Annotated in this window: 1 protein-coding gene; it reads left to right on the forward strand. The window is 52.9% G+C overall.

Annotated elements, in window-relative coordinates; all coding sequences use genetic code 11:
• The coding region (locus N5096_RS16040) for a transposase (protein ID WP_267665791.1) at nucleotides 1–493 on the forward strand (493 nt) is incomplete at its 5' end.
• Between the last annotated feature and the right edge of the window lie 152 nt (nucleotides 494–645).

The raw sequence follows: 645 nt of genomic DNA on the forward strand, positions 1-645 counted from the left end.
TGATGAGCTGCAAGCAGTCTTAGCTGATGCCGGGTTCGACAGCCAAGGAAACCGCGACTACTGTCAGGACTCTCTTGATTGTCCGTTGTTGGGAGCGATCAATCCTCGCAGATCGTCGCCGTTAGCGACGATCAAGCAGGAAATCAAAGAGCTGTTCGAAGAACACGGTGACGAGATCGACAGTCCTTACGAGGCATTAGAGCAACTCCCTCAGGAGCAACTCTCTGAATACGGCGTAGAGGTAGGTAGCGTCGAGGAAAGCTACATATTTCAAGCGATCAAGGAGCGGATGCATCGACACCTGCGAGCAGGTGTCGAGCGAGTATTCTCTCGACTGAAGTCGTTTACTGGTCTTGATCGCGTCCGCGCACGCAAGGAAGGCAACGTCGAAACTCACGTCGTCCTTTCGGCGGTGGCATTGGTAGCAGGGTCTCTCACTGCAAAACGGCAGAACAAGCCAGAGCTGATACGCTCACCAAGTAAGCTCATCTGACCACTCGGTCCAAAAAATGACTGCCGCCGCCTGAGAGGCGTCGCTCTCAGGCGGCTGTTATTCGTAACTATCTCTTGATAGATCGAGGCCAAATACCAGATGACCCAACCGCTTCTATCAAAAAACACATCATAGTAGCACCCGCTTCACCG

The sequence above is a fragment of the Halorubrum yunnanense genome, from assembly GCF_026586675.1.
Taxonomy (GTDB): domain Archaea; phylum Halobacteriota; class Halobacteria; order Halobacteriales; family Haloferacaceae; genus Halorubrum; species Halorubrum yunnanense.